The organism is Sphingobacterium sp. E70 (assembly GCF_019285695.1).
Taxonomy (GTDB): Bacteria; Bacteroidota; Bacteroidia; order Sphingobacteriales; family Sphingobacteriaceae; genus Sphingobacterium; species Sphingobacterium detergens.
Genome location: NZ_CP079104.1, coordinates 1,688,514 through 1,712,443, shown reverse-complemented (window position 1 = coordinate 1,712,443; position 23,930 = coordinate 1,688,514). Strand labels below are relative to the sequence as shown.

Annotated in this window: 38 protein-coding genes, 5 tRNA genes and 1 pseudogene; 21 read left to right on the top strand and 23 right to left on the bottom strand. The window is 39.2% G+C overall.

Annotation, left to right across the window (positions count from 1 at the left end; genetic code table 11):
* Positions 1–40: 40 nt before the first annotated feature.
* The 19 genes and pseudogenes from KUH03_RS12405 to KUH03_RS12315 form a co-directional block, all read right to left on the bottom strand.
* Positions 41–433: an ABC transporter permease gene (locus tag KUH03_RS12405; protein ID WP_306429735.1), complete on the bottom strand. Its 393-nt coding sequence runs from the start codon at positions 431–433 to the stop codon at positions 41–43.
* 31 nt (positions 434–464) lie between these two features.
* Positions 465–1,616: an FtsX-like permease family protein gene (locus KUH03_RS12400; protein WP_257093725.1), complete on the bottom strand. Its 1,152-nt coding sequence runs from the start codon at positions 1,614–1,616 to the stop codon at positions 465–467.
* 89 nt (positions 1,617–1,705) lie between these two features.
* A complete protein-coding gene (locus KUH03_RS12395) occupies positions 1,706–1,876 on the bottom strand; it encodes a hypothetical protein (protein ID WP_257093723.1) in 171 nt (56 codons plus the stop codon).
* 176 nt (positions 1,877–2,052) lie between these two features.
* A complete protein-coding gene (locus KUH03_RS12390) occupies positions 2,053–2,331 on the bottom strand; it encodes a hypothetical protein (RefSeq protein ID WP_257093721.1) in 279 nt (92 codons plus the stop codon).
* Positions 2,332–2,606: 275 nt separating this feature from the next.
* On the bottom strand, positions 2,607–3,734 hold the full coding sequence (locus tag KUH03_RS12385; protein ID WP_257093720.1) for an ABC transporter permease: 1,128 nt from the start codon (positions 3,732–3,734) through the stop codon (positions 2,607–2,609).
* Positions 3,735–3,861: 127 nt separating this feature from the next.
* Entirely contained in the window at positions 3,862–4,929 is a 1,068-nt protein-coding gene (locus KUH03_RS12380; protein WP_257093718.1) for an ABC transporter permease, read from the bottom strand.
* A 43-nt stretch (positions 4,930–4,972) separates the two neighbouring features.
* Complete coding sequence (locus KUH03_RS12375; protein ID WP_257093716.1) at positions 4,973–6,322, bottom strand: ABC transporter permease; 1,350 nt, start codon at positions 6,320–6,322, stop codon at positions 4,973–4,975.
* On the bottom strand, positions 6,271–7,113 hold the full coding sequence (locus KUH03_RS12370; RefSeq protein ID WP_257093714.1) for an ABC transporter permease: 843 nt from the start codon (positions 7,111–7,113) through the stop codon (positions 6,271–6,273). The genes KUH03_RS12375 and KUH03_RS12370 overlap by 52 nt, the downstream gene beginning before the upstream one ends.
* 5 nt (positions 7,114–7,118) lie before the next feature.
* Entirely contained in the window at positions 7,119–7,388 is a 270-nt protein-coding gene (locus KUH03_RS12365) for a hypothetical protein (RefSeq protein ID WP_257093712.1), read from the bottom strand.
* A gap of 104 nt (positions 7,389–7,492) precedes the next feature.
* Positions 7,493–8,175: pseudogene (locus KUH03_RS12360) on the bottom strand (ABC transporter ATP-binding protein).
* Between the two features lie 101 nt (positions 8,176–8,276).
* The gene (locus tag KUH03_RS12355) at positions 8,277–9,191 is read right to left on the bottom strand and encodes an ABC transporter permease (RefSeq protein WP_257093710.1); all 915 of its coding nucleotides are present in this window, start codon (positions 9,189–9,191) and stop codon (positions 8,277–8,279) included.
* A gap of 29 nt (positions 9,192–9,220) precedes the next feature.
* A complete protein-coding gene (locus KUH03_RS12350) occupies positions 9,221–9,700 on the bottom strand; it encodes an FtsX-like permease family protein (RefSeq protein WP_257093708.1) in 480 nt (159 codons plus the stop codon).
* Positions 9,664–10,062 (bottom strand): hypothetical protein, encoded by a 399-nt coding sequence (locus KUH03_RS12345; RefSeq protein WP_257093706.1) that lies wholly within the window; start codon positions 10,060–10,062, stop codon positions 9,664–9,666. Before KUH03_RS12345 ends, KUH03_RS12350 begins: the two co-directional genes overlap by 37 nt.
* Entirely contained in the window at positions 10,017–10,439 is a 423-nt protein-coding gene (locus KUH03_RS12340) for an ABC transporter permease (protein ID WP_373564808.1), read from the bottom strand. Before KUH03_RS12340 ends, KUH03_RS12345 begins: the two co-directional genes overlap by 46 nt.
* Positions 10,366–10,671, bottom strand: a complete 306-nt coding sequence (locus tag KUH03_RS12335) for an ABC transporter permease (RefSeq protein ID WP_257093702.1) — start codon at positions 10,669–10,671, stop codon at positions 10,366–10,368. The genes KUH03_RS12340 and KUH03_RS12335 overlap by 74 nt, the downstream gene beginning before the upstream one ends.
* A gap of 2 nt (positions 10,672–10,673) precedes the next feature.
* Complete coding sequence (locus tag KUH03_RS12330; RefSeq protein ID WP_257093701.1) at positions 10,674–10,979, bottom strand: efflux RND transporter periplasmic adaptor subunit; 306 nt, start codon at positions 10,977–10,979, stop codon at positions 10,674–10,676.
* Positions 10,980–11,002: 23 nt separating this feature from the next.
* Complete coding sequence (locus tag KUH03_RS12325; protein ID WP_257093699.1) at positions 11,003–11,254, bottom strand: HlyD family secretion protein; 252 nt, start codon at positions 11,252–11,254, stop codon at positions 11,003–11,005.
* A gap of 95 nt (positions 11,255–11,349) precedes the next feature.
* On the bottom strand, positions 11,350–11,565 hold the full coding sequence (locus KUH03_RS12320) for a hypothetical protein (protein WP_257093697.1): 216 nt from the start codon (positions 11,563–11,565) through the stop codon (positions 11,350–11,352).
* 117 nt (positions 11,566–11,682) lie between these two features.
* Complete coding sequence (locus KUH03_RS12315) at positions 11,683–11,922, bottom strand: hypothetical protein (RefSeq protein ID WP_257093695.1); 240 nt, start codon at positions 11,920–11,922, stop codon at positions 11,683–11,685.
* A gap of 470 nt (positions 11,923–12,392) precedes the next feature.
* Between KUH03_RS12315 and KUH03_RS12310 the strand changes: the two genes are divergently transcribed.
* The 10 genes from KUH03_RS12310 to KUH03_RS12265 all read left to right on the top strand — a co-directional run bounded on the left by KUH03_RS12310 (position 12,393) and on the right by KUH03_RS12265 (position 17,114).
* The gene (locus KUH03_RS12310; RefSeq protein ID WP_257093693.1) at positions 12,393–13,625 is read left to right on the top strand and encodes a TolC family protein; all 1,233 of its coding nucleotides are present in this window, start codon (positions 12,393–12,395) and stop codon (positions 13,623–13,625) included.
* A gap of 31 nt (positions 13,626–13,656) precedes the next feature.
* Positions 13,657–14,097 carry a response regulator gene (locus KUH03_RS12305; RefSeq protein ID WP_257093692.1) on the top strand — a complete coding sequence of 147 codons (441 nt, stop codon included), beginning with the start codon at positions 13,657–13,659 and terminating at the stop codon, positions 14,095–14,097.
* Positions 14,070–14,687, top strand: a complete 618-nt coding sequence (locus tag KUH03_RS12300; protein WP_257093690.1) for a sigma-54 factor interaction domain-containing protein — start codon at positions 14,070–14,072, stop codon at positions 14,685–14,687. The genes KUH03_RS12305 and KUH03_RS12300 overlap by 28 nt, the downstream gene beginning before the upstream one ends.
* A gap of 204 nt (positions 14,688–14,891) precedes the next feature.
* Positions 14,892–15,014, top strand: a complete 123-nt coding sequence (locus tag KUH03_RS12295) for a helix-turn-helix domain-containing protein (protein WP_257093688.1) — start codon at positions 14,892–14,894, stop codon at positions 15,012–15,014.
* Positions 15,015–15,017: 3 nt separating this feature from the next.
* Positions 15,018–15,248: a hypothetical protein gene (locus tag KUH03_RS12290; protein WP_257093686.1), complete on the top strand. Its 231-nt coding sequence runs from the start codon at positions 15,018–15,020 to the stop codon at positions 15,246–15,248.
* Complete coding sequence (locus KUH03_RS12285; protein ID WP_257093684.1) at positions 15,245–15,481, top strand: hypothetical protein; 237 nt, start codon at positions 15,245–15,247, stop codon at positions 15,479–15,481. Before KUH03_RS12290 ends, KUH03_RS12285 begins: the two co-directional genes overlap by 4 nt.
* 32 nt (positions 15,482–15,513) lie before the next feature.
* Positions 15,514–15,873, top strand: a complete 360-nt coding sequence (locus tag KUH03_RS12280; RefSeq protein ID WP_257093682.1) for a hypothetical protein — start codon at positions 15,514–15,516, stop codon at positions 15,871–15,873.
* Positions 15,874–16,105: 232 nt separating this feature from the next.
* Positions 16,106–16,396 (top strand): ATP-binding protein, encoded by a 291-nt coding sequence (locus tag KUH03_RS12275; RefSeq protein WP_373564705.1) that lies wholly within the window; start codon positions 16,106–16,108, stop codon positions 16,394–16,396.
* 140 nt (positions 16,397–16,536) lie between these two features.
* Entirely contained in the window at positions 16,537–16,800 is a 264-nt protein-coding gene (locus tag KUH03_RS12270) for a hypothetical protein (RefSeq protein ID WP_257093680.1), read from the top strand.
* The gene (locus KUH03_RS12265) at positions 16,782–17,114 is read left to right on the top strand and encodes a hypothetical protein (protein WP_257093678.1); all 333 of its coding nucleotides are present in this window, start codon (positions 16,782–16,784) and stop codon (positions 17,112–17,114) included. The genes KUH03_RS12270 and KUH03_RS12265 overlap by 19 nt, the downstream gene beginning before the upstream one ends.
* Positions 17,115–17,432: 318 nt before the next feature.
* Here the strand turns inward: KUH03_RS12265 and KUH03_RS12260 are convergent, their stop codons facing one another.
* Both KUH03_RS12260 and KUH03_RS12255 read right to left on the bottom strand, forming a co-directional pair.
* The gene (locus KUH03_RS12260) at positions 17,433–17,954 is read right to left on the bottom strand and encodes an outer membrane protein assembly factor (protein WP_257096922.1); all 522 of its coding nucleotides are present in this window, start codon (positions 17,952–17,954) and stop codon (positions 17,433–17,435) included.
* 70 nt (positions 17,955–18,024) lie between these two features.
* Positions 18,025–18,516 (bottom strand): hypothetical protein, encoded by a 492-nt coding sequence (locus KUH03_RS12255; protein WP_257093676.1) that lies wholly within the window; start codon positions 18,514–18,516, stop codon positions 18,025–18,027.
* A gap of 298 nt (positions 18,517–18,814) precedes the next feature.
* Between KUH03_RS12255 and KUH03_RS12250 the strand changes: the two genes are divergently transcribed.
* From KUH03_RS12250 to nusG, 8 genes are all read left to right on the top strand, one after another.
* A tRNA-Thr gene (locus KUH03_RS12250) sits at positions 18,815–18,887 on the top strand.
* 26 nt (positions 18,888–18,913) lie between these two features.
* Positions 18,914–18,993: transfer RNA gene (locus KUH03_RS12245), tRNA-Tyr, on the top strand.
* Positions 18,994–19,044: 51 nt separating this feature from the next.
* A tRNA-OTHER gene (locus tag KUH03_RS12240) sits at positions 19,045–19,116 on the top strand.
* A 95-nt stretch (positions 19,117–19,211) separates the two neighbouring features.
* A tRNA-Thr gene (locus KUH03_RS12235) sits at positions 19,212–19,283 on the top strand.
* 53 nt (positions 19,284–19,336) lie between these two features.
* Positions 19,337–20,539, top strand: a complete 1,203-nt coding sequence (gene tuf / locus KUH03_RS12230; RefSeq protein WP_257096920.1) for an elongation factor Tu — start codon at positions 19,337–19,339, stop codon at positions 20,537–20,539.
* 159 nt (positions 20,540–20,698) lie between these two features.
* Positions 20,699–20,769: transfer RNA gene (locus tag KUH03_RS12225), tRNA-Trp, on the top strand.
* 23 nt (positions 20,770–20,792) lie between these two features.
* Entirely contained in the window at positions 20,793–20,987 is a 195-nt protein-coding gene (gene secE / locus KUH03_RS12220) for a preprotein translocase subunit SecE (protein WP_028072657.1), read from the top strand.
* Positions 20,988–21,006: 19 nt separating this feature from the next.
* A complete protein-coding gene (gene nusG / locus KUH03_RS12215) occupies positions 21,007–21,552 on the top strand; it encodes a transcription termination/antitermination protein NusG (protein WP_046672242.1) in 546 nt (181 codons plus the stop codon).
* A gap of 58 nt (positions 21,553–21,610) precedes the next feature.
* Here the strand turns inward: nusG and KUH03_RS12210 are convergent, their stop codons facing one another.
* Positions 21,611–21,958 carry a helix-turn-helix domain-containing protein gene (locus KUH03_RS12210; protein WP_257093674.1) on the bottom strand — a complete coding sequence of 116 codons (348 nt, stop codon included), beginning with the start codon at positions 21,956–21,958 and terminating at the stop codon, positions 21,611–21,613.
* Positions 21,959–22,109: 151 nt separating this feature from the next.
* Here KUH03_RS12210 and KUH03_RS12205 point away from each other — a divergent pair, with 151 nt between their 5' ends.
* Positions 22,110–22,238 (top strand): hypothetical protein, encoded by a 129-nt coding sequence (locus KUH03_RS12205; protein ID WP_257093672.1) that lies wholly within the window; start codon positions 22,110–22,112, stop codon positions 22,236–22,238.
* Positions 22,239–22,411: 173 nt separating this feature from the next.
* On the opposite strand, the gene KUH03_RS12200 is transcribed toward KUH03_RS12205, so the two are convergent.
* On the bottom strand, positions 22,412–22,822 hold the full coding sequence (locus KUH03_RS12200; protein ID WP_257093669.1) for a rhomboid family intramembrane serine protease: 411 nt from the start codon (positions 22,820–22,822) through the stop codon (positions 22,412–22,414).
* A 167-nt stretch (positions 22,823–22,989) separates the two neighbouring features.
* On the opposite strand from KUH03_RS12200, the gene KUH03_RS12195 reads away from it, so the two are divergent.
* Together KUH03_RS12195 and KUH03_RS12190 are read left to right on the top strand one after the other, a co-directional pair.
* Complete coding sequence (locus KUH03_RS12195; protein ID WP_257093667.1) at positions 22,990–23,517, top strand: biotin/lipoyl-binding protein; 528 nt, start codon at positions 22,990–22,992, stop codon at positions 23,515–23,517.
* Between the two features lie 36 nt (positions 23,518–23,553).
* Positions 23,554–23,919 carry an HlyD family secretion protein gene (locus KUH03_RS12190; protein ID WP_257093665.1) on the top strand — a complete coding sequence of 122 codons (366 nt, stop codon included), beginning with the start codon at positions 23,554–23,556 and terminating at the stop codon, positions 23,917–23,919.
* Positions 23,920–23,930: the final 11 nt, after the last annotated feature.

Sequence of the window (23,930 nt, the reverse complement as noted above, 5' to 3'; positions counted from 1 at the left end):
GATAACCGCTTGACATATCATTATTTTATTTATTCATCTTTTAAACTATGTATCGGTTGGCCAATGCTGCTTTGACTGCTTGCAGGCTAATCGTAAATAAGGCAATGCCTAGTGATAATATACTACCTAGAATAAAGGTAAATACATTGAGATTAATCTTATACGCAAACGTCTGCAACCAGTTTGTTGAAAGATAGTAGGCTATCGGTGAAGCAATGAGAATAGCAATAAATACGAGTATAACGAATTCTCGGCTCAGTAACTTGACAATACCAAATACGGAGGCTCCCAGGACCTTGCGGATGCCAATTTCTTTGATTCTTATTTGGGCTGAATAGGTACTTAATGCAAAAAGACCCAAAGCAGAAATAAAGATGGCAACTCCAGCAAAAAGGTTAAAAAGAAATGCCGTCCGATTTTCAGATTTATAGATTTTGTCAAATTGATCATCTATGAAACTATAACTAAATGGTGTTGCGGAAGGATGTGCCTTGTATATTTTTTTCGATCGTCTTGATGGCTTCAGGAATATGATCCGCGTTTGATTTGATATACAATGTCCCTTTAAATTGACGTGTCCACAATACAATTGGTCCTACTTTTTCTTTCACGGATTTAAAGTTGAAATCCTTTAAGATACCGATTACTTTGCCAGGAACTTCATGCAAGCTCATTTGGGCTCCAATATAAGGCGGTTTAAGTCCCATTTGTTTTGCTAAGGTTTCATTGATAATATAACTGGAAGAATCCGATGGAAGTCCTGTGAAATTGGTGCCAGCGACAAATTTCATTCCCATGAGTGGAATAAAGTTTTGGTCTATGGTCGCTCGTCCTACAATAGCTTGATTCTCCGTCGTTTTATTGGGCCAGCTAATGTCGCCAGTAGCATTGCCATAATCCATTATGGAATAAAATCCAGACAGTGAGACTGCGGCTATGGATGTAGACTGTTTGAGTTCGGATATAATGGCGTCTGCGTGTTTGATGTGTTCATCTGAGAGCGGAACTGTAAATACTTGATCTTTAGCATAACCTAAATCCATCTTACGCATATAGGAGAGTTGATTTCTGATAACGATCGTACAGATGATCAATATAATGGAAATGCTGAACTGTATAATGACCAATGATCTCCTAAGCCTCTTCGTCCCATCTTGCTGTGTTGATTGTCCTTTTAGCGATTGTATCGGTTGAAATGAAGCGAGATAGATCGCAGGATATATGCTCGAAAGGGAGAGGGTGCCTAATAAGGTGCAAGTAAGATAGATCCAGATTTCGGGATTACTCAGGGTAAAGGCCAAGGACTTTCCGGCCAGCTCATTGTAACTTGGGATTAACAGTAAGACCAATGAAATAGCAAGGATAAGTGCTACACTAAAGATGATAACAGATTCTACTACAAATTGGAAAAAAAGCTGCTTTTTACTTGCTCCAATTACTTTTCTAATGCCGATTGTTTTAATTCTTTCCAACGAACGCGCCGTACTCAGATTAATATAGTTTACCGCTCCGATAACGAGCAGGAGAATTGCGATCACCGAAAAAATCTGTACGGTACGGCGTGCGGTTTGGTTTCCTTCTGGACTAATGAGATGGATATCTTTTAAAGCGGCCAATCGGTACTGTATAGTAACATCTGCTTTTTGTGCTTTTTTATAGTAATTGGTTATTTTTGCAGCAACCTGTGTTGGATCTGCATTTTTGTTTACTTGAATGTAGTTGCTGTAATAAAAATTTCCCAGATCTTCATCAATTGTTTTCCATTCACCATTCCCTCCGTTTTCAGTAAATCGTTTGGCATAAAAGGAGAGTGGAATAATTGCATCAAATTGAATGCTTGAGTTCTGGGAATATCTTGTAGTATCGCGCGAACCACAAAGGTGGTATTATTTTCCGGATACTTTTGCCGATCGGACTTTCTTCACCAAAGAGTTTTTTAGCAAGATTTTGGGTAATTAGAATTGCCGTGAGATCCTGTTGAAAATTTTCGATGGATCCGGCACGTAGGGGGAAATTAAAAAGAGAAAAAGTTTTGATCTACATAGACTAGATCTATATCCGAATAAGTTTGCTTTTTTTGTCATCCACTAATGTGGCATTCTCTTCTAGATTTACCCGACTCGCATTTTTTACTTCGGGCAACTGTTGTGCAAACTTGAATAAGGGAGCTGGGGAGGTCGTCCAAACTTGTTCTTTATCATTGTTTTGTAGTATAGAATTAACGGAATAGATCTGTTCATAATCCTTATGAAAGGTATCAAAGCTCTTTTCATCCTGCACCCACAAAATAATAAGCGTAGAGATCGTTAAACAAATTGCCAAGCCTACCATATTGATGATGCTGTAGAATTTCTTTTGCTCAATTCCCGAACGGCCGTTATAATATAATTTTTAATCATGCGGATTAGTTTTGAAATTTTAGACCTTATATTTTGGTTATATCTGTTTGCTCTTTTTATTAAATAGAGATTGTAATGGGCTCATTATTGAGACCCATCACTTTCTCTGATCACTATTGAGCTTCTTTTATTCATCTCTTAAACTGTTGACTGGATTTGCACGCGCGGCCCGCAATGATTGAAAACTTAATGTCAAAAATGCTATCCCTATCGTGAGTACCGCGGGTATAAAAATAACCACCATTGTATCTCAATTTTAAATGTAATATCCTGCAACCATTCGTGTATGGCCCACCAGGCAATTGGTGTTGATACCAAAATTGAAACAATGATCAGTTTGATGTAATCTTTAGAAAGTAGACCAATGATACCCGTAACGGTACTTCCCAATACTTTGCGGATTCCAATTTCTTTTGTGCGTTGTACAGTTGTTATCGTAACTAAACCAACGAGACCAAGGCAGCTCAGCAATAAGGTGATTGCTGTTGCCAGATTGATAATTTTGGACAGTCGCATATCTGTTTCGTAAAGAGATTTGATCTCCTGGTCATAAAAGCGATAGCTGAATTTGGCATGTGGATAAATGCTTTTCCATTCTTTTTCGAGGATCGCCAAGGCAGTCGACCATTTTTTAGGATCATTGTCCAGACGGATATTTATGTGTCCAAGTGGGCCTCTATTGGTTGAAACTTCCATCACAATAGGATTTAACTGCTGGTGAAGATCTTTGCTGTGGAAATTAGCTATAACACCTACAATTTTTACATTTTTGTCTCTGGAGATAACAGATTGTCCGATTGCTTCGTCAACATTTTTATATCCCAGTTCGGTCATTGCTTTTTGGTTGATTATAATCCCCGAACTCGTATCAGACGTCATTAATTTGCGGCCAGCAAGAAGTTTTATATCGTAGAGGTCAATGTAATCCTGATCAACATACTTGTATTGCATGATTCTATTTTTGATTTCCTCTTCGCCATATTTACGGATTCTATTTCCCCAATAACTATTATCCATAGGAAAATGGCCCAAGGAGACACGGGCGATTTCGGGATATTTGGATAAGGCCTGCTTAAATACAAATGGATCTGTTGTCGCTTTATCAGCAGCCCGATTGGGAATTGATACGGTGACAATAGCATCTTTAGTAAATCCCAGATCGCTCTTGAGCATATGCTTGATCTGAATGGTGATCACGAAAGTGCCAATAAGGAAAACTTGAGCGATAATAAACTGAAAAATAATCAGTCCTTTGCGGAGGTATACGCCTTTGTTTGAGTTATTGGATAAACTCTTTATTTTCATGACTTCGATCAATTTTACTTTGTTGATCAATATCGATGGATATATTCCAGCGAAGCATGGATTAAGACAAGTAACCCAATGATGAATAACAACAGATTGAACTGATCGTCGTACATGTTGATGTCCGAATGGATAAAATCGCTGAACAGTATTTCCATCATTTTTGTAAAAGGCCAAGAAAGCAAGAGGGCGAATAGTGCGACCAAAAAGTCTCTGTTAAAAAGCTTCGGGTCAAATAGACTTCCCGTTCCCCCAATGTTTTCCGTATACCAATGGATCGTGCGCGCATAGGTACCATCGCGGTACTTAGATTGATATAATTGATAGCAGCTAATACAAGTAGAAATGCGGCTATTCCGATAAGTCCATAGAGTACCTGGATGTTGCTGTGATTTTGTATAATTGGGTTAAAATGCAGCTCAGATAATGGTGAAAAACGTGTAGTTTGCTTATAGTTCTCTTTTTTATATTCTTCGCCATTCATCTGCACTAATTTTTGATCGATGGTATTGGCGAGATTTTTAAGATGATCGGCAGATTTGACTTTGACGAATAACTGATAATAGTTCATCAGCATCAACCAATTGTTTAAATTCGGATCCTGATCAGGTATTTTGATAAATTCCTTACCAATAAAAGTACTTGGATAACTTAAGTCTTCTACAATGCCAGATACAGTAAACTGTGTCGTATCATAAGAAATGGTCTTGCCTATAATATCCTGACTTTGCAGTTTTGGGAAATAGGCTTTCGCACGCGATTCGGTAAGAACAACTTCATTTTGGAGCTTGAAAAGCTGATGCGGACTTCCGGCAAGCCATTTGTAGGGGACCATTTTAAAATAGTCGGCTGTCGTTGCAAAAATCTTTTCCTGTCGGGCAAACTCCGTGGGTGTTTCACTTTTGGAAGCTGGTGTTACAATTTCAAAATAACGATTATAATAAGGTACAACCAATTCGACATCTTGCGAGTTCTCTTTCAGGTAATAAGGAAGGGGAAATGGTACTGCGTCAAAATCTCCGCTTTCTTTTTCGCTTTGTGTATGCGAGAATACTTTGTATATCTGCTCTTTGTCTGGATGTTGTTGGTCAAAACTAAATTCATAATTGACAATACGAAAGATAAAGCAACAGGCGCTTATACCTATTGCAAGTCCCAATACATTTAGCAAAGTAAAAAGACGATGTCGCCAGAGTTGTCTAAAAATCAATTTCATATTACTCATTACAATTCGGTTTTATTGGGTTTATTTTTTATAAAATGCTTCTTTATTCATCTCTTAAACTATCTACTGGATTTGCACGGGCAGCACTGACGGATTGATAGCTCATGGCTAAAAACGCTACGCCAATAGTCACTATTGCTGGAATAATAAACATCCACCAGCTGAGCTCTATTTTAAAAGCAAAGTCGGTTAGCCATTTATCAATCGCAAGCCAGGCAATCGGTGTAGCAATTAGGATCGAGATAACAATTAGTTTGATATAATCTTTTGATAGCAGTAGTACAATTCCACTGACCGTGCTTCCCAAAATTTTTCGGATACCGATCTCTTTTGTCCGCTGATGTGTAGTTAAGGTCACTAAACCGATCAATCCCAAGCAGCTTAATAAAATGGTAATTGACGTTGATAAATTGATTATTTTATAAAAACGATAGTCTTTTTCATAGAGTTCCTTGATCCGCTCGTCATAAAATTGGTAGGTAAATGGTGCATTTGGATATACGTTTTCCCATTCGGTCTTTATGGATGCAATCGCCTGGTGCCATTTTTTAGGATCTCCATTTAATTTGATATTAATATTCTGCAGCGTGCCCTTGTTGGTTGATATTTGCATAGCAAGAGGCTCTAATGGGGCGTGGAGATTAAAGTTGTGGAAATCGGCCAGTACGCCGACAATTGTCGTTGGACGATCGTTTACAGAAACGGTTTTTCCAACGGCCTCCGCAGGGGATTTAAATCCAAATTTACTAATGGCTTTTTGATTAACCAGTATTCCTGAAGTTGTATCCGAAAGTTTGAGAGCCCGGCCGGCCAGTAGTTTCATTCTAAATACATCGAGGTAATTTTCTTCGATATATTTAAAAGGCATATTGACCATGATCTGACCGGTATCGCTCTGCATAACGATATTATTTCCCCATTGGTCGTTATTCATTGGGAGGTGGCCTAGCGAAACCTGATCAATTTCAGGATATTTTTGGAGAAGCTCTTTCAACAGAAATGGACTTTTGCCGGAATCTTCCGCTTTTTTATAGGGCAGTTTGAGTGTAATAACAGCATCATCCTGAAAGCCAACATCGCTATTTAAGGCATGTTGTAGCTGCAAACCCATGATCACTGTCAATACGACAAAAGCCTGAGCGATTACAAATTGAAAGACAATGAGGATCTTTCTGAGCGAAATACCACCAAACGAAATTTTGTCTGCTGCATGGATTTTGATGGCTTCTACGACATGTACCTTATTGATGAGGTAAGCTGGATACAGACTGGAAATTAACGTTAATAGGATAATAAGTCCCAATAGAAAGATAAAGACTGGTAGACTATCCGAATAGGCGTTTATATTTTCTGGAAGATATGAACTAAAGGTAAGTTCAAATATCTTGACCAATGGCCAGGAGAATAACAGCCCAAATAGACAGGTAAAAAGGTTTCTTTGATAAAGGATCGCGTCAGGTGTCTGGGTTGTTCTCCTAATGTTTTCCGAATACCAATTTCTCGGGCCCGGGCAGGAACACGGGCTGTAGTCAGGTTGATATAATTGATACTTGCCAGTATAAGGAGAAATACGGCTATACCTATAAGTCCGAACAACACCTGCTTGTCACTTCCGTTCAAGATGAATTTATTGAAATGCAAGTCCGTAAGTGGTGCTAACTCATAACCAGCCGTTATATTGTGCTGTTTAAATTTCTCACCGACCATCTCCTGAAACTTCTTGGTTGCTAGTGCAATTACTTGTGAAGGCTGTCCATTTTCAGTTAATTTAACATACACATGGAAATTTGAACTTGAATTCTCCCAGTTTTCTGCTTCCTGCGGATTGGGCTTTACACGGATAAATTCTTTGTCGACAAAACTACTCGGATAGTCTAAGTCGGCAACAACCCCGGTTACCGTAAGAAGCTGATCATCGTATTGTATTGTTTTGCCAAGAAGGGATTTTAAATCTGCATCGGGAAAATATTGTTTTGCGCGGGAGCCCGTCAGGATAACTTCATTGTTGTTTTTAAGTGCGGTATTTGGATTACCAACGATCCATTTATAGGGAACAAGTTTGAAATAGTCTGTAGTGGCTGCGACAATTTTGTCCTGGGCATTGAATTCCAACGTTTCATTGTTGGAACGCTTTACCTTAATGCTTTCAAATGATCGGTTAGCGATAGGTGCAACCAATTCCAATCCGGTCAGATCTTTTTTAAATTAGTGCCGAGATAAGTACCAAGAGGGTAGGGAGTCCCATCAAAGCGATGGATATTTTCACCTTCCTTAAATGCCGAGTAAAGTTTATAAATCCGTTCCTTGTCGGGATGATTCTGGTTAAAACTGAATTCGTAATTGACAATTCTAAATACAATCCAGCTTGCGCTGATCCCGATCGCTAGACCGATGATATTAAGGAAGGTAAACAGACGGTTACGTCCCCATTGTCTCAAAATTAATTTTAAACCTTTCATCGTTTTATACTTTAAACTCGTTTCGTAGTTCTTGGTCCTGTTTAGGTAAGCGCTTTAGATTTTTAAGAACATTTCTTGTCCTTAAAATGGGTCGCTTAGCTTCGCTAGGATCCTAATGACGTCGTTTCCATAATGACCTGACCATCCAGCATACGGATGACACGATCCGAAAATTTGGCGTCATGTTCACTGTGGGTTACCATGACGATGGTTGTGCCAGCTTCGTTCAGTTCAGTTAAGAGCTGCATCACTTCGTTACCATTGTTGGAGTCCAGATTACCCGTAGGCTCATCGGCAAGAATTAATTTGGGATTATTGACGACAGCACGGGCAACGGCCACACGCTGTTGCTGTCCCCGGAAAGCTGTTGCGGAAAGTGGTTGCGACGGTGCATGATTTGTACCTTCTCTAGCACTTCTTCGACACGTTTCTTACGTTCGGCTGCAGGGACATTGGTATAGACAAGAGGAAGTTCCACGTTTTCAAATACCGTCAGCTCATCAATCAGATTAAAACTCTGGAATACGAAACCGATATTGTGCTTACGCAGATCCGAACGGCCACGTTCCTTAAATTTGGCCACTTCGATCTCGTTGAATAAATAGCTCCCTTCATCCAGATCATCCAATAGTCCGATTATATTCAGTAAAGTTGATTTGCCACAACCAGAAGGGCCCATCACGGCAACAAATTCACCTTCTTTTACGTGAATATTCAAATTGTTCAATGCGACAGTCTCAACTTCTTCCGTACGGTAATACTTTTGAAGATTGGTTATTTTAATCATATTTTTTGCGCTCATGGTTTTATGTTTTGGGCCCTCGGCAATCGCTTTAGGCGGTTATTATTCTGTTTAATTCTATTCTTTTAAATTGTTTATTTTTCTGTTTATTCGTCTCTGAGTGTCTTGGTCGGATTGGCTATCGCTGCTTTAAAAGCTTGTGAGCTAATCGTTAATAAGGCTATAATTATTGCAGATAGGCCACTCAGTACAAAGACTGTCCAAGAAATAGTAATATGATGTGCATAGTCTGCGAGCCATTTGTGCATGAAAATCCACGCAATCGGGAATGCAATGATACAGGAGATACCAATAAGGATAATAAATTCGCGATTGAGCATCTGAATAAGACCGGAAACGGAAGCACCGAGGACTTTGCGTATACTGATCTCTTTGGCACGTTGTTCTGTCGCAAAGGCAGCTAAACCAAATAGGCCTAAGCATGAAATAATAATCGATATGATGGCAAATACGCTGGATAGCTGTTGTATAAAAAGTTCAGCCTGAAATTTGCTATTGAAGGTTTCATCCAAAAATTTGTAATCGAAAGGAAATCCGGGATTATTTTTTACAATAATCTTTTCAATTTGCTGAATAGCTTGTGGCAGGTCAATACCTGCTTTTGTTCGGATATTCAATAGACCGCTCTCTCTGATTAAGGGAATAAATAACATGGGATCTGGATCGGCATATACGTTGTTATAAACAAAGTTTTTGACGACTCCGGCAATCGTGTAATTTTCTTCGCCGTAATTAAGGATACTACCCACTACATGACCATCTTTGCGGATTAATTTAGCAAGGGTTTCATTAATAAGAACCGACGTGCTATCTCCTAGTAAGTTGGCGTGGAAGTTTCTTCCATCAAACATTTTAAGATCTAATGCTGGTACTAAGCCCTCATCTGCACGCAACATTCCGATCAGAATACTCTTGTTGGGATCTTTTCCTTCCCAATTAAAACCAGAAGTGTTATTATAAATGTTGAGAATACTCACATCACTGACACCAACTTGCTCCACTAGCCCGGTTGCGATGAGCTGGTTTTTGATCAGGGAAGATGTTTGGCCATGTCCCCTTGTAATGCTGTGGTTAATACCTGGCTCTTGTCAAAACCCAGGTCTTTATTTTTGTTATGTTGTATTTGCTGATAAATGATAATCGTACAAATGATCAGTACAACCGATGCGGTATACTGTAGCACAACCAATCCCTTGCGGATAAGACTTCCGGTGCCAGCTTTCTGCTTCGCTCCTTTGATAGTCGATAGTGGCTTGAAAGCAGACAGAAAGAATGCGGGATAACTTCCTGCAAATAGCCCGCATATTAAAGTAATTGTGATGACAAAGGCAAGATGCATCGGTTTGAATAAATCGACCTGAAGGTCTTGGCCAATCATGGTATTAAATGGCCGAATACAAATATAGACCAATAAAATAGCAACTAATGAGGAAATAGTGGCTAGGACCAATGATTCTGCGAGAAATTGTCCAATCAACGATTGACGACTTGCACCAACAACTTTGCGCATACCGACTTCTTTTGCCCTTTTTCGGATCTGGCGGTAGCAAGATTCATAAAATTGATACAGGCAATTAGCAAAACGATCCAAGCAATAATGCTGAACAGACGAATATTTTTTAAACTTCCTTCTATTTCATTTCCACTGTTATCAAAACGGTTATGTGTAACCCATCTTTCCATTGGATAGAGGAAATTTTGTGAAAAAGTAACCTCACCATTGGTTCTGTTTTTGACATAGTTCATGAGCTGTTTGTTGATTTGATCAACGTTTGTATTGTCTTCAACCTGGATCAAAGTCTGGATACCATTATTGTCCCATCTGGTCAGCCAGTCTTGGCTAGACTCAAATTTTTGAAGGGAATTAACCATTGAAAATTATAACTGCTGTTTTTAGGGAGGTCTTTTGTAATGGCTGAAACGATGTAAAGGTCTTTGTTATTGGTCTTCACTGTTTTGCCTAGAGCTGGTTGACTACCAAATAATTTTTTCGCTCCAGATTCTGATAAAATGATGTTATCTACTTTGTCAAATGCGGTCTTACGATCCCCCTCCGTAAATTCCAGCGAAAGTACGTCGGCAACGGTCGCGTCCGCATATAGTCCATTCTGAAATAAATTGTTGTCACCAACAGAGAATAACATTGGGCTAATCCATGTCATGCGTACGGCATGTTTAATGCCCGGAATCTCTTTCGCTATATTTTGCGCTAGGGGCCGGGGTTGATTCGAACACAAAGGTTGCACCATCATAGGTCTGTTTTGACTTGACGATATAGATATCCTTTTTGTTGGGGAAGTTATCATTATAGCTTAACTGATTTTCTACCCATAAAAAGATCAAGGATGCCGCTGCAATGCCGATCGCTAACCCAAAAATATTGAGAAAGCTGTACCCTTTGGTTTTCCAAAGGTTACGAAAGGCTGTTTTTATAAAGTTCTTTATCATCGTGGTATTGCGTAATTGGTGTTGCTTATTCAAATTTACCTCTTGATACTTAATTCCTGTACTTTATCATAGGTCTCGTAGCTTGATACGACTACCTTGTCTCCAGGTTGCAATCCTTTGATCACTTCATAATATTCCGGATTCTGTCTGCCCAATTGGATGTCGACACGATAGGCTGTATTTCCATTCTTATCGAGTTTGAAGATCCAGTTGCCGCCAGTCTGTTGATAGAAACCGCCTTTAGCTAATAACAATGCTTTCGTTTCATCACTTAAAGCGAGACGTATCTGTAAAGTCTGTCCACGACGGATTCCTTTGGGCACTTCATTGATAAATTCCATATCGACCTGGAACCGGCCATTGGTTACCTGTGTGTATACCTTTTAATGCGAAGCTTGTAGGTTTTGTCACCAATGGAAAATTCGCCCTGAAGATCTGGGAAAATACGGTTGATATAATGCTCGTCAATATCAGCACGCACTTTAAATCCGGTCAGTACGTCAATCTGCCCCAAACGTTCACCCGCATTTTTGTTTTGTCCGATTTCGGCATCAAAAGCGGTTAACTGACCATCGACAGGTGCCCGTACGATGAGGTCACCAATTTTTCGTTTCATTAATTCCAACGCACTTTGTGTACGTTGGTAAGTCTGTTTATCTTGATTGGTTTTTTGAGCGTTGGAGATCTCGTCTTGTTTTAGAATCTGTTTCGTTAGATTGACCCGTTCCTTTTGATAATTATATTCGTTTTTGATTTTTCAAATTCCTGTGTGCCAATGGCTTTTTCCGCGAGTAATTTTCTGTTTAAGTTATAGATACGCTCGGCTTCTCTAAAAGCCTGTTCGACATCTGCCATCTGGTTGCGGTTGGTAATAGTTGCTTGTTGGGCATTGGTCTGCGCGATCTGCGACTGTGTCAAAAGGTTCAATACTTGTGTTTCCTGTTGAACTAACGTGAGTTCCTGATCTGTATTGATAGACGCATAATCGGATCACCTTTTTTAAGACAGTACCATCTTCAACAAATTTTTCCTCTACACGGCCACCTACAGAAGCATCGAGATAGATGCTGCTGATTGGAAGCACTGTACCATTGATTGGAATGAATTCCTGAAAGTTACCATTTTTATTTCGACAATAGAGATACGGTCCGCTTCTACATTTAGCTTGCTTTTGCCCGAGGTAAAGTAAAAACTAGCGCCGATTAATCCAACGATGCCAGCAATCCCTACAATGGTCATGATACGTTTGCTATTCCACTTCTTCTTTTCTAAAGGTCTGTCCATAATTTAATATCAATTTGCTATGTAACTATGAAAGCTGTGCCAATAATTTAACCTGTTGATTTTTAGTTGTTTATTTTGTTTGTGTTGCTGTTCGGTGTTCGATAGCGGACACTTCATGTACGATGGCGTACAACCCTGGTCTTATCTGCATTTTTTACCGTTTATTTTTATTGTATTTTAATAAGATAGTATGGGTGTTCAATATCGGACAGTTGATTGTACGAACTTGGACATTGATCGTTGGGGGTGTGCATCTTGTTGATAATCAGAAATTTTATTGTTTGGCATGGGGATGGTCTGCTTGGAAAACAAAAAGTGGATATGAAGAGAATCTATATATATTGTACATTGTGTTTTTTGCTAACTTATATAAAAGTTGAAGCACAGCAACATGAGCAGGAACAGGGGAGAAGGATGTTTTAAAAATAGAAGCTGCAGCTAATGGAAATAAGCAGGATGCAAAACGCAGCTTGGCCGAATGTATCCAATTGGCGATAAAAGCCAATCCTACCTTATTACAAAATGAATTAGCTGTTAAGCGTGCTGAGGTGAATCTTTCACAAGCCAAATCGAATCGATTGCCTGATTTAAATGGACGTTTAGGTCATAGCCTTACCTCGGGGCGTTCAGTTGATAACTCCACAAATCAGTATATTACGAGAAATAATTCCTCTGGAAATTTTTCGTTGGACGCTAGTGTACCCGTTTTTAATGGATTTCGCATATTGAATGATATTCGGATGCGTGCAGATGCGAAGACTGCTGGAAAACTTGAGTTTGATTCGCAGGTCAACACGTTGAAACTGGATGTTATTACGGCTTATATTCAGGTGTTAACAGCACAAGATGTGTTGAAGCAATCGGAGATGCAAACAGAGGTCACGCGTGAGCAGGTACGTCGTGCTGAAGCGATGCAAAAAGAAGGAGCAATTAATCCCGGTGATTATTTTGATCTAAAAGGGCAACTTGCTAACGATATTAATACGATCGAAAGCAATAAACAGATCCTTTATACGAATCGTGTAAAGCTAGCCAGTTTTTTAAATGTTGAAGAGGCGCAATTGGGCGATTTGCAGGCATTGGAATTAAAAGCTGATGCACAAAAATTGGACGCTATAGCACTTTATAAATTAGCGACGGAGAGCCTTCCAGATATTCCTGCACTGGAATGGAAAATTAAGGCAGCCGAAAAGAATATTAAAATAGCACAATCCTCCTATTGGCCTTCTTTATCTTTAAATGGTGGATTGAACTCGAATTATTCCAAAAATGGAATGGATGGGGATTATTGGTATCAGATGCGAAATAATGTTGGGAAGTATGTATCACTAAATCTTTCAATCCCTGTTTTTAATAGATTTAAGGTTAAGAATGATGTTAAGCTGGCTAAATTGGATTTAGAATCAAGTAAATTTCAACGTGAGATTGCACTGAATAATTTGAGGGCCGAGACTGCAAATGCGGTTTTTAACCTGAAAAATGCAAGCAATACAATCAATCAATTACATGAGCAAAATACAAATTACGCTGAATCATTTCGCATCGCTAAGGTAGTCTTTGAGCTGGGGAACAGTAATTCGGTCATATTTTTAACTGCAAAGACCAAATATGATAATAGTCAGATTCAATTGGTTGTCAAGCAATATGAGTGGTTGCTACAAAAATATATCAATGATTATTACGCAGGCTCGTTAAATTTATAGTTATCTTAGTGTCTGAATGAAGCCAGGGAATATGAAAAAAGCATCTATTTTAGTTGTCGACGATGACCAAGATTTACTTACAGCAGCAAGGATTTTGCTAAAACCTAAAGTCAGCCACGTTCAAGTCGAATCTAATCCAGAGAACCTGATTGGGCATTTGGAGAAAATGCCTTATGACCTTGTGCTTCTGGATATGAATTTCAAAAGCACAATTAATACCGGAAATGAGGGCTTATATTGGTTGTCGCGTATCAAAGAGAAATTTCCGCAGGTTCATGTGATTATGATCACTGCCTATGGTGCGGTAGATCTGGCTGTAAAATCGCTGAAACAGGGTGCCGCTGATTTTGTGGTTAAGCCTTGGGAAAACGAGCAGCTGCTGGCTACAATTGAAAGCACGCTTGCGGAATCAAAAATAAAGAGAAGAAAAATAAGAGTTCGCTATTGCGCTCCAGCAATAGCCCGGATCTGATCGGTAACTCGGTGGTCATGGACGAACTGCAATATAAGCTTGAGAAAATAGCACCAACGGATGCCAATATCTTGATCTTGGGTGAAAATGGTACTGGTAAGGATTTAATTGCGCAGGCTATTCAACGGCGCTCATTACGTTCGGATCAGGTCTATGTGAAAGTTGACGTAGGAGCATTGACGGAGACTTTGTTTGAAAGTGAACTTTTCGGCTATAAAAAAGGGGCATTCACAGATGCACGGGAAGACCGTCAGGGACGTTTTGAAGCGGCAAATGGTGGAACGTTGTTTCTGGACGAAATCGGAAATATCTCGTTACAGCAACAGGCCAAGCTATTGACTGTACTGCAAAATCGACAGGTTACACCACTGGGTTCTTACCAGCCGATCCCTGTGGATATACGCCTAATCTCCGCGACAAATGTATCCCTTAAACACTTGGCTGATGAAAGCCGTTTTCGAAAGGATTTGATTTATCGGATCAATACCGTGGAAATTCAAGTTCCTCCTTTGCGGGATAGGGAGAAGATATTAGACTATTGGCGGCACATTTTCTTGATATCTATGCGAAGAAGTACAATAAACGGATAGAAGGATTTGAACCGGATGCCATAAAAAGCTCTTTGCTTACCACTTTCCCGGAAATGTGCGTGAGTTACAATACAGTATCGAACGGGCTGTTATCATGGCCGATCAAGTAAGTATTGCTGGAAATGATCTGTTTTCTCTCCTATTGAGCAGCAAGCAGAACAGGTCGTTGTTGAATCAGTTCCTAGCAGTCAAAATCTGGAAGAGTTGGAGCGAAAAGCCATTAAGTCGGCCATCGAACGTTATAATGGAAATATCAGTAAGGCAGCAAAGGAATTGGGGCTTACCCGTGCGGCACTCTATAGGCGTTTGGAGAAATACGATATCTAGTCTATGAGACATGGAAAGATTTTAAATGTAATTAAGATTATTTTGCTGTTGGTAGCTGCGGTTGTGGGTGCCTACCTCTTGCTGAAGCGTGAGTATGTACAAGCGTCTTTAATCTTTTGTATTATGCTCTATCTTGGCTTTAATCTATATGGCCAATATAATTTTTTGGAAAGACAGCTTGTAGAATTTGCCGAGGCAGTTAAATATCGCGACTTCACACGACGTTTTTGGTGAAAAACCCGAAATCGGTTGAAGGGCAGCTTTTTCGTGCTTTTAATCAGATTAACGAAACCTATAAGGAAATCAGCATTAAACAGGAGATACAGCATCAATACCTCGATCGTGTCATCAATATGCTTAACTCGGCTATTATCTTCTATGAAATGGATACGGGAAAAGTAATGTGGGTGAACGATGCCTTCAAACAGCTTTTCATCTGCCACATCTGGGGAATATCACCGGACTGAAAAAGAAAAATCCTGACCTTTATGAAAAAACTATGTTACTCGATAATGGGCGGCAACAAATGGAGTCTATTCAGTCAAGTAAAGGAAAGATAAAATTGTTAATTCAGAGTTCTAGTTTTGAAACACAAGATGCCATATTTCGCATTGTCGTTTATCAAAATATCAACGAAGCTATTGACGAGACTGAGACAAAGGCCTGGCATAAATTATTGCGTGTACTGACACATGAGATCATGAATTCTATTGCGCCGATCAGTTCATTAGCTGAAACACTCAACGGCCGTTTGGATCATTTCAGGGGACATGAGGACATTGATGATTTAAAAACTGGTATATCTACCATCAAACGTCGAAGCGAGGGGCTTTTACATTTTGCAAAAGCTACCGCATGATCAACAAAGTGGATCAACCACAGGTGGCTCCGATTCAGGTTTCCCAATTATTTGAACATATCTATCAGTTGCTCGAGCCAACGTTAATTCAGAAAAATATTGACGTTGATATCATTTTAAAGAATACCCGGTTGATACTATATGCTGATGTCAACTTGATTGAGCAAGTTATTATCAATCTGATGCTAAATGCCATTGATGCAGTAAAGACCAGGGGGAAGCTTATATCAGTTTGTCTGCACTGGAAATTGACGGAAGTGTGCAGATTCGTATCGAAGATAATGGTGCGGGGATTCCCGCTGATCTCCAGGAACAGATATTTACACCTTTTTTTACAACAAAGAAAACGGGAACAGGGGTTGGTCTGACCCTGAGCAAGCAAATTATGTTGCTGCATAAGGGTACGATCTTTCTCAATAGTGTTGAGGGGAAGGTAGTGCTTTTATACTTCAATTTTAAATATCATCCCAGATACACGTCTTATTATACAGAAGCTCTCCTTATATCCCGAATAGGGTTTTAAATGACTTGTTTATGTCTAGGTGCTTGAATGTTCCATGTGAAATAATTAGTAAAAGCGGTATTGTGGTATGTAAAACTAATGTCGGTTCTTGCTGGATTCGGACGTGAAATGCTTTTTATTAGTGCTACAGATGATTAAATATGCCGCTACAGAGCGAGAATTTAATTGTATATCAGGGTAAATTTTTCGATGTTTGCAGCAAAATGAATTACCACCTGAAGTATTGGCGCCATTATTTCATCTCCCATAGCCGACATGGGACACATTCTCCCTTTGTTTATAAATTAGTCGATGAAGTAATTTATCAGAAAGATGATCGTGATACGGTCTCAAACTTACCGCACGACATCAGGGCAGGAGGAAAGGCAGAGGAAAAAAATATCTGTTGGTCGATCGTTTATTAAGGGCTTTTGCTTATGATCAGTTTATGCTTTTGACCGAAAAACCTCTAGCGAATTACGAGACGCTATTCAAAGATAGGGTCGGGAGTTATTCTTTTCGGAAGATCTATTATATAGATCAGATGAATCTTGACCTGGATTTTCTGAATGTTATCAATGAAAGGGATATGCTGATTGTGAACGAACCGCATTCGTCAGCAGAACGTGAAGACTATTGGAACAGGCTAAAGGATGATGGTCGCGTAGTTGTCAGCATAGATTTGTATCGAATTGGCTTGGTCTTTTTAGAGCCGGGCAACGTAAAGAAAATTTTCTGATCAGGTTTTAGCATGTTCGATGTCCTTCCTAAAATCTTTAATGAATGTTTACTCAGGATATTGAAAGCTATTAACTTCGTGTTATGACTGGAGCGTAAGCAGGCTGTCTGGATAATGACTCCACTTGAAAAGGTGGACTTGACGTGGACTCGGGCGGTCAGTAAGAATCTTCATGCGTTCATAGCCGTAGCTGTCGGTGAACGCATGAAGATATTCTTTAAAAAGCTTCACTTAGGGATAGATAGAAGCCTGATTGACGTTTCTCACCAGCTCTCTGTTCGCCATAAGAATAATCAAATCGAATACTACTATTGTGTTCTAAACTGAAGAAGTAGCGCAATCCGCCACCATAACTGGGTACATACCTGCTGCTATTTTCTTTTGAAAAGGTTGATCCAATTCCCGAAAAACCGACAATGCCAAAACGAGGATGAAAGCGATAGCGTAATTCAGCTTGCGAAGCGAGGTAGTTTTGTCACGATAACGCCCGAGGTAATACCCGCGCATCATCATATCACCACCTAATTCACGGTAATTATAGAAAGGAATTGTTTTTCCAAATGTCGAACGAAAGATCCCTTGAAGGGCCAGTGTGACTTTTTTATGTAATGGAATAAATCCGCGGAGGTCTAGATCCAGATTAGCTCCATTAAAGTCTGTGCTGGTCCATAACTTAGGTGCGTAAGCCAGCCGCAATTTGGCATAATAACCACGGGTACTATAGGAAACATTGTCCCGGTTGTCAAATAACTGAGATACACCGAGCAGCAATTGTTGTCCGCCCTCTTTTCCAATAAGATCGGATCGGTTAAATATATGGTCGCTACTATCACTACGGATCGAAAAATTATCGTACTGTATATTGATTCCGGAATACAGATTGTTACCGACTTTTTTTCCGCCTCCAATTTTACGCGAAATAGCTTTTGATCGACGCGTTCTTCATCTGCCTTCCAGGTATCCATACCAATGCCGTAATAATTAAATGGCCAGTTGCGGTAACGGATTTCACTGACAAAATGGTAGTCGTTATTTTTGTCCAAAGATCAGTTTGAAATTTAAAATTTGACTGACGTTTGGATGTAAAGGTTCCCATCAATGTCATCGTGGAAGTACGAATATGGGGATCTGACTTGTCCAGGTAAAAATTATATGAGCTGGCTAATCCATATTCTACTCCAGTTTCTTGTGCGTAACCGACGGCAGGTAAAACCATAAAACTGCCTGAACGGGTAGAGTCCTTTTCGGCAGAGAGGAATTTTTTACTCAATTTTTGAATAATATTTTGAGCTTTCAAATCGCTTGTTCCGGCTATAAACAGGGTGCAGAGCGCTGCATACCGAGTAAGTTTTGAAAGTGATTGCGGTAAAATTTGCATGCCCAAAGATAGTACATTAGGCAAATAACCAAAATAGGCAAATAAACAATTAAAAATTATTGTGCTGCATATCAGTATAATTGACAAAAAGTGTTATTTTTTTGGTAAATATTTTTGTAAAGTGAGTTTTGTGTCTATCTTTGCATCAGCAAACAAGGGAACAACGGTTCTTAACAACGAAGTTTGCTTAGTTCTTTAAATGAAAAAAAAGTAAAAAATAAACTTGCAATAATCAAAAGTAAATTCGATATTTGCACTCGCTGAAAAGATAAAACATCTGGTAGGCGTTGATAGAACGTAAGTTATTTAAAAAATATTAGAAGCCTCTTTAGCTCAGCTGGTAGAGCAACTGACTTGTAATCAGTAGGTCATTGGTTCGATTCCGATAAGAGGCTCTAAATGTAACGAAAGTTACAGGTCTGGAGGGGTTCCAGAGCGGTCAAATGGGACGGACTGTAAATCCGTTGCTTCGGCTTCGAAGGTTCGAATCCTTCTCCTCCACACTTTTTTTTTTAATTGGAGTTTAGATTTACTCTAGTTTCTAATTATTAAGCGGAAGTAGCTCAGTTGGTAGAGCGATAGCCTTCAAGCTATAGGTCGCGAGTTCGAACCTCGTCTTCCGCTCAAATTTTTCAAGTATTAAATTTAGTCTCTATCTTCTTTGATAATAATGTATCTAAAGGTGGGGGCATTAATACGTAAATAAGGTTTTTTAGTAAGCCGAAGTAGCTCAGGGGTAGAGCACTTCCTTGGTAAGGAAGAGGTCGTGGGTTCAAATCCCATCTTTGGCTCGTACTTGTGTAAAAGTTAAGCAAGAGTATATAACAAATAGAAATAATTTATAATTACTAATTCGCATAAACATGGCAAAGAGAAATTTGACCGTAGTAAACCACACTTAAACATTGGTACTATCGGTCACGTTGACCACGGTAAAACTACAACTACAGCTGCTATCACTAAAGTGTTGGCTGATAAAGGTTTGTCAGAAGCTCGTTCATTTGATTCAATTGACTCTGCTCCTGAAGAAAAAGAGCGTGGTATCACAATCAATACTGCACACGTAGAATATTCTACAGCTAACCGTCACTATGCACACGTTGACTGTCCAGGTCACGCTGACTACGTTAAGAACATGGTAACTGGTGCTGCTCAAATGGACGGTGCTATCATCGTAGTTGCTGCGACTGATGGTCCTATGCCTCAAACTCGTGAGCACATCTTGTTGGCTCGCCAGGTAGGTGTTCCTGCGTTAGTAGTATTCATGAACAAAACTGACTTAGTTGATGACTCTGAGTTGTTAGACTTAGTAGAGATGGAAGTTCGTGAGTTATTGTCATTCTACGAATTCCCAGGTGATGACATCCCTGTAATCAAAGGATCTGCTTTAGGTGCATTGAATGGTGAGCCTGAGTGGGTTGAGAAAATCATGGAATTAATGGATGCTGTAGATAACTACATTCCAATTCCTCCACGTTTAACTGACTTACCTTTCTTGATGCCAGTAGAAGACGTATTCTCGATCACAGGTCGTGGTACAGTTGCTACAGGTCGTATCGAAAGAGGTGTGATCAACTCTGGTGATCCAGTTGAGATCTTAGGTATGGGTGCTGAGAACTTGAAATCTACAGTAACAGGTGTTGAGATGTTCCGTAAAATCTTAGATTACGGTGAGGCTGGTGATAACGTAGGTTTATTGTTACGTGGTATTGAGAAAACTGATATCAAACGTGGTATGGTTATCTGTAAACCAGGTTCAGTAACTCCTCACGATCATTTCAAAGCTGAGGTTTACGTATTGTCAAAAGCAGAAGGTGGTCGTCACACTCCATTCTTCAACAAATACCGTCCTCAATTCTATTTCCGTACAACTGACGTAACTGGAGAGATCTCTTTACCAGAAGGTACTGAAATGGTTATGCCAGGTGATAACGTTACAATCAGCGTGAAATTAATTTCTGCTATTGCAATGGAAAAAGGTCTACGTTTCGCTATCCGTGAGGGTGGTCGTACAGTAGGTGCTGGTCAGGTAACTGAAATCATCTAGTCTGTAAAGATCTAGAAAAATATAAAATAAGCTAATCGACTGAAGTTGATTAGCTTATTTTTCGATAAGCGATTTATCGGATTAAAATAAAAAAAAGTTCAAAAAGATTTGCAGAAGGTGGTTTAAAACACTATATTTGCATCACAAAATAAGAAATACACGGGCATAGTTTAAAGGTAGAACGAAGGTCTCCAAAACCTTTGGTCTGGGTTCGAGTCCTGGTGCCCGTGCTTATAAAAACAGATAAACTAAAATGGCAAAAGTACTTGATTTTTTTAAAGACTCTTATGTAGAGATCACTGAGAAAGTGACTTGGCCTACATGGTCTCAGTTGCAAAGTTCAGCTGTTATTGTGCTTGTTGCATCTCTTCTTATTGCATTGGTAGTCTTTGTAATGGATAAGGCTTCAAGTGTAGGGTTAGAGTTCTTGTACGGTATTGCTTCTTAATTTTCAATAGTATTTATTTATGGCAGATCAAGGTTTAAAATGGTACGTAGTTCGTGCTGTAAGTGGGAAAGAGAAGAAAGTAAAGCAATATATTGATGCCGAGGTTAGTCGTTTAGGTATTGAACACTTGATTCCTCAAGTGTTGATTCCAATGGAAAAATATTACTTAATGCGCGATGGTAAGAAGGTCGCTAAAGAGCGTAACTACTACCCTGGATACGTTTTATTAGAAGCCGCATTGGATGGAGAGTTGGAGCACATCATTAAGAATATCAATAGCGTAATTGGTTTTTTGGGAGATAAAGCTGGAAACGCTGTCCCTTTACGCCAAGCAGAAGTTAACCGTATCTTAGGTAAGGTTGATGAAATGGCTGAGCAAGGTGAAACTATTAATGTCCCTTACTACGTTGGTGAGACTGTAAAAGTAAACGATGGTCCTTTTAACGGTTTTACAGGTGAAATTGAAGAGGTACATGAAGACAAGAAGAAATTGATCGTCATGGTGAAGGTCTTCGGTCGTAAGACGCCACTTGAATTGAACTACATGCAAGTAGAAAAAGAGTAAGATTAGTAATTAACGATAGAGAAAAGCTTTCCACGAAAATTGGAAGGCTTTTTTGTTTTTAGCCAAAAAAGCTAGGGGCAGCGATGCTTCTTAAGAAACAACCTAATTTGGCTTTAAACAGTCTTACGGTCTTTTTAAGCCAGCGGTTGATATAATGATATAATAAGCTTAATAGGTTTTCGCCGGTAACGTCACTGGCTAATGATGGTGGTAATAATTCGTAAACACTAATTCCAAAATAATCTGCTATTTTGTATACCTGATCTACTTTTATCTTGGTCTCATTCCGTTCAATTTTTGAATATGCTGCCTGTGACATATCCAATACATAGGCAACTGCCTCTTGCGATATCCTTAGGCTCTCCCTCTTTTGTCTGATATAAGTTCCGATTTGCGCCACTGCCATTTCTTTTAAAAATATAGCGATTCTAATTTAATAAATAAAAGTTGAATTTGTAGTATTTTTTTATTTCAAAACTTATAGTTGTAAAATATAACTTGTAGTTGTGGTATATAACAGCTATTTCTAGCAAATTTGAAATGTAAAAATTTGAATTATGATGGAAGATAAAATCACCACAATCGACATTCAAGAAATGACTTTATCCGAAATGATGGATACTGAAGCTGGAGGCGAGCGAAAAGATGAAAAAGTGGAAACTTTTGGGAGGCAATGCTCCTCTTGATTTCCTTCTAATTAAATGCTTCCCGAAACTCAACGGTATATGGGCTGATCAGAAGTGCTAAAATCGATCCCAAAATAAAAGCAATCAGATGCAACGATCTATTAATCTTGGTGTTTTTTATAAAGGAAGACAAGATTAACAGCAGTAAAATATAGATCCAATACTGGGCGGAGTTATGTATCCAGGGAAAAAAGAGATGATTGATTTTTTTGTAATGGAAAAAACAGCGCCGAAAAACCATATAAGCCTAGGGATAGTCCCGATGCTCCAATAGATGTGAAGATAAAATTCTTACCATGTAAGTAGGTTTGACATAAATTAGGTAGCATAATTAATGTAAGCATCAAAATAGGGGTTACTAAGTAAGAGACGGTCTGTCCAAATTCCTGTTTGAGTATACTAGTCATATCATAGACCAAACTGAATATCACAATACAATTAAACAATAAATGTAGCCAACCGCGATGGATCAAAGCTGAGGTAAGTAAAGTATGTATACGTTTACCATTTGCAATCTCATAAGGGTGTAGGATCAGCGCATGAAAGAAAGGCTTATAGTAAAAACCAATGATGCTGCAGATCATAACTACAGGGACGAGTGTATACGAATAAGGTGACTCTGAGAAGGTTGGAAATATATCAAAAAAATTCATTTGGTTCGCTTTCCTAGTGCTGCTAAAATAGATAATAAATTTCAAAATATAACTCTGGGTTGTAGTGTGTATGTAATCCAATGTTCAAATTTGTAGAAATGAAAAGAGCGAATTATATCTACATATTGTTGATTTTAGCGGTTGTCGGCAGTATTGCGATGCTACCGGTTATAAAAGTTCCGATTTCTATTTCCGCCCGTGGCGCCATTCGACCAATTATTGATAACACAAAGATTCAGTCACTGGTAAGCGGACTTGTCGTGGATAATCGTATCACGCATAGCAATCAGCAAGTCAAACAAGGGGATACGTTAATGATCGTAGTTTCCAAAGACCTGGAGAACAAACTTGTATTGAACCGGGACCTGCAAACTGACTATACGCAGCAAATCTCTGATCTGAAGTTGATTCTTCATGGAAATGCAGCAAGTCTTCCTGCTGGGCAATATAAACTCGAGTATCTTTCCATGGAACAGCGGATGTCAGAAGTGAAGTCTCAGCTTACCCTTGCACGCCGGGAATATGAGCGAAACAATCAATTATATACACAAGGTGTCGTAGCGCTGGCCGAGCTGGAAAAAGCAAATATACTTTTGAGCAGCTGGAAAATCAGGTTTTATCCATAAAGAAACAGCAGATGGCGCAATGGAGCGCGAAGCTGGTTGAGCTGCAAAAAATCACAATCGCTGTCTTCGGAGAAGAGATCAATTCTGATAGATGGTGAAAACTATGTGGTCCGGGCACCACTCGGTGGTACTGTCGTTAATTTTAAGGGATACCAGAAGGGAAGTCCAATTGTACAGGGGCAGGATCTCCTGGAGATCTCTCCTGAAGATAATCTCATCGCCGAATGTATAATTCCAGCGAAATCAATTGGATATATCAGGAATGACCAGGCTGTGAAGTTTCAGATGGATACCTACAATTATAATCAATGGGGCTTACTTAATGGAAAAGTAACGGATATAGATTATAATCTTATTGAAAACCAACAGAAGGGGCCTTTTTTAAGGTACGTTGTCGTATAGATCAAAATTAC

Bases quoted from the DNA above. Each gene is read 5' to 3' on its own strand.
- KUH03_RS12390 (WP_257093721.1), bottom strand. From the start codon at position 2,331: ATGGTAGGCTTGGCAATTTGTTTAACGATCTCTACGCTTATTATTTTG.
- KUH03_RS12380 (WP_257093718.1), bottom strand. From the start codon at position 4,929: ATGAGTAATATGAAATTGATTTTTAGACAACTCTGGCGACATCGTCTT.
- KUH03_RS12365 (WP_257093712.1), bottom strand. From the start codon at position 7,388: ATGAAAGGTTTAAAATTAATTTTGAGACAATGGGGACGTAACCGTCTG.
- KUH03_RS12350 (WP_257093708.1), bottom strand. From the start codon at position 9,700: ATGCGCAAAGTTGTTGGTGCAAGTCGTCAATCGTTGATTGGACAATTT.
- KUH03_RS12345 (WP_257093706.1), bottom strand. From the start codon at position 10,062: ATGGTTAATTCCCTTCAAAAATTTGAGTCTAGCCAAGACTGGCTGACC.
- KUH03_RS12340 (WP_373564808.1), bottom strand. From the start codon at position 10,439: ATGGTGCAACCTTTGTGTTCGAATCAACCCCGGCCCCTAGCGCAAAAT.
- KUH03_RS12330 (WP_257093701.1), bottom strand. From the start codon at position 10,979: ATGGAATTTATCAATGAAGTGCCCAAAGGAATCCGTCGTGGACAGACT.
- KUH03_RS12325 (WP_257093699.1), bottom strand. From the start codon at position 11,254: ATGAAACGAAAAATTGGTGACCTCATCGTACGGGCACCTGTCGATGGT.
- KUH03_RS12315 (WP_257093695.1), bottom strand. From the start codon at position 11,922: ATGGACAGACCTTTAGAAAAGAAGAAGTGGAATAGCAAACGTATCATG.
- KUH03_RS12305 (WP_257093692.1), top strand. From the start codon at position 13,657: ATGAAAAAAGCATCTATTTTAGTTGTCGACGATGACCAAGATTTACTT.
- KUH03_RS12290 (WP_257093686.1), top strand. From the start codon at position 15,018: ATGAGACATGGAAAGATTTTAAATGTAATTAAGATTATTTTGCTGTTG.
- KUH03_RS12280 (WP_257093682.1), top strand. From the start codon at position 15,514: ATGTTACTCGATAATGGGCGGCAACAAATGGAGTCTATTCAGTCAAGT.
- KUH03_RS12270 (WP_257093680.1), top strand. From the start codon at position 16,537: ATGCCGCTACAGAGCGAGAATTTAATTGTATATCAGGGTAAATTTTTC.
- secE (WP_028072657.1), top strand. From the start codon at position 20,793: ATGGCAAAAGTACTTGATTTTTTTAAAGACTCTTATGTAGAGATCACT.
- nusG (WP_046672242.1), top strand. From the start codon at position 21,007: ATGGCAGATCAAGGTTTAAAATGGTACGTAGTTCGTGCTGTAAGTGGG.
- KUH03_RS12210 (WP_257093674.1), bottom strand. From the start codon at position 21,958: ATGGCAGTGGCGCAAATCGGAACTTATATCAGACAAAAGAGGGAGAGC.
- KUH03_RS12205 (WP_257093672.1), top strand. From the start codon at position 22,110: ATGATGGAAGATAAAATCACCACAATCGACATTCAAGAAATGACTTTA.
- KUH03_RS12200 (WP_257093669.1), bottom strand. From the start codon at position 22,822: ATGATCTGCAGCATCATTGGTTTTTACTATAAGCCTTTCTTTCATGCG.
- KUH03_RS12195 (WP_257093667.1), top strand. From the start codon at position 22,990: ATGAAAAGAGCGAATTATATCTACATATTGTTGATTTTAGCGGTTGTC.